Origin of the sequence: Aestuariibacter sp. GS-14 (assembly GCF_006494365.1) — a bacterium.
Classification (GTDB): Bacteria; Pseudomonadota; Gammaproteobacteria; order Enterobacterales; family Alteromonadaceae; genus Alteromonas; species Alteromonas mangrovi.
On sequence record NZ_VHIP01000036.1, the window covers coordinates 1 to 2,345 of the forward strand.

The 2,345-nt window shown below is 39.9% G+C and carries 3 protein-coding genes; all 3 read right to left on the minus strand.

All coding sequences use genetic code 11. The annotated features are described in order from the left end of the window. Positions 1-72: 72 nt before the first annotated feature. Positions 73-480 carry a hypothetical protein gene (locus tag FJ444_RS21190; protein ID WP_140961934.1) on the minus strand — a complete coding sequence of 136 codons (408 nt, stop codon included), beginning with the start codon at positions 478-480 and terminating at the stop codon, positions 73-75. A 106-nt stretch (positions 481-586) separates the two neighbouring features. Beyond that, positions 587-985 (minus strand): hypothetical protein, encoded by a 399-nt coding sequence (locus FJ444_RS21195; RefSeq protein ID WP_140961936.1) that lies wholly within the window; start codon positions 983-985, stop codon positions 587-589. A 124-nt stretch (positions 986-1,109) separates the two neighbouring features. Next, positions 1,110-1,484 (minus strand): hypothetical protein, encoded by a 375-nt coding sequence (locus tag FJ444_RS21200; protein ID WP_131257464.1) that lies wholly within the window; start codon positions 1,482-1,484, stop codon positions 1,110-1,112. Positions 1,485-2,345: the final 861 nt, after the last annotated feature.

Consider the following 2,345-nt stretch of genomic DNA (forward strand, 5'->3'; position numbering starts at 1 on the left):
GCTAAATATTGATCTTGAAATAGTGGTCAAGGGGCTATCTTTTTTCATTGACAGCCCGGAGGCTCATATGTGTTATGCATCACTTTGTTTCCATGGCAGTTGGATGTATAACCCACTTGCAGTAACTAAAGTGACAAGCGACATTACTGTAATAAAACGAAGATTTAGCGCTTCATTGTTTAATGCATGGCCAACAAAGTAATAAGACATGAATAGTGCCAAATTAACAATTCCGAATAAACCGGCACACATGAATTTATTGAGGTTTGAATTCTTGAGTTTAGTGTACAAAAGTGATGATGCTGCTATTGCCGGGGCAAAGGTTAAAAGATAAAGAGGAATAAATGCATCTGAAAAATCTGAGTTTTTATAGCAGTCGAAAATGATGAACACAGACAACGGTAACCATACGATACCAACAAATTTAAAGGTAGCTATTAGATTAGAAAGAAACATTTGGCCGATATTTCCATGATGCATAACGCCCAACTTAGGGGCAATAACACGCAGGCTAAAATTGGAGCAAAGCGACTGAGCCTGCGTGTTATTGTCCCAGTGAGCGCCAGCGAACGACTACAGTTTTTTGTTAGGCTTTTCGCTTTGTATAAATTAACAACAAAACAATAGAAGCCAAAGTGTGTGAGATTGAAGCCGCCGTAAAAAGAATATCTGGATTAAAAAGCACAGTGTCCAGATTTTTAATGTAACTATACATATACAGTATTGCGCTGACTCCAGATAGGCAAGATATTCCAAGTATCAGACTTGAACTCATTTTTGCATCCAAAACTTCATTTCTTCCAAGTTTTTTACAAAGTTGAAACTGACGATAATAAATATAAAAAACAAGCGCGCTCACCAATAAGGAAGGAATAATAAATATTGGAGATAGGATTGAAAAAGCAGTAGCCATAGCGCAAATAAAGGCTGCAATAGCTGCTGGAAAAAATAATAAAATACTTAATAAAATAGCTATTATCGACATAGAGCCTAACACCTAAATATGGGGCACAAACAGGCAGGCTACAATGGCGAAGCCGCCTGCGTGTTTGTGTCCCAGCCCGCCTGCGGGCGACATAATTTTTTTGTTATGTGACTGTCTATTAAAACTACGGAACATACACCATGCCAAACTCATATTTGTAGCCTGAAGCTAAGGGATAGACACGACCACTTAAAACCAGATCGCTAACACCTTCTTCCGTTGTACATAAATCGACAATCAAATCCCAATAATCCCCTTGCCATTGATAGCATGAACGTTCCCAACATTCCGCAATTAAAGGCATTAAACAACAACCATATTCAAGAACATTTTCTCTGTTTAATTTGGCTAAATCACTGGATTGGAGATAGACGTTTTCCGGGGTATTGTGGAGTTCAAAATTATCATTAGTTAATTGAACAACCACATCGAAAATGGAGTCTTTCCACACATTGGGTATCGCATATTCCTTTTCCAGATCTTTTAATGGCAACTCCATTCTTCGTCATCCTTGAGTCACATAACACCTAAATATGGGGCACAAACGCGCAGGCGATAATGGCGAAGCCGCCTGCGTGGTTGTGTCCCAGTCCGCTTGCGGGCGACATAATTTTTTTGTTATGTTTGTGCTGATTAGTCATGCGTTGTCTTTAGTTTGAAGAAGAAATATAGCGAAATGACAGCTGCTGAAATACACCCAAAACTAAGTAATCCTAAGGGTATAGCAATGATTAGCATGTCAGCATTAAACGAATGAATACATATAATGAAAAAGACAAAACCAAGCGAGATTTCCAAGACGAAGCTCTCAATGCCAGTTAGATTCTTAATGCTTAAACTCTTTCGAAAGTTTCTATATTTCATCAACTAGGTTTAATCCACCGACAAAGAACATAACACCCACATAAGGGGCAGTAATACGTGGGCTAAAATCCGAGCGAAGCGACAGAGCCCACGTGTTACTGTCCCAGCGAGCCCGCGAGCGGCTTAATGTGATTGTTATGTTCGCCCTTATTCAACCTATAAGGCCACTATTAACCATACGAGAATAGCCGCTTGAGAAAGTATTGTAAGCAACAAACAATGCAAAGCTTATGAGAAGTATCGGCTTTAACCATTCAATTCCTTTTGGTTGGTCACAATGTGCTAAATATGCAAACAAAATTGCCGCAGCGATGAAGACGAAACCAAAGAGAAAAACTGCAATTCCCAGCAAAGAGCCCAACAATAGCTATCCTTTTAGAACATAACGCCTAAATATGGGGCACAAACAGGCAGGCGATAATGGCGAAGCCGCCTGCCTGTTTGTGTCCCAGCCCGCCTGCGGGCGACATAATTTTTTTGTTATGCATCGGGGCAT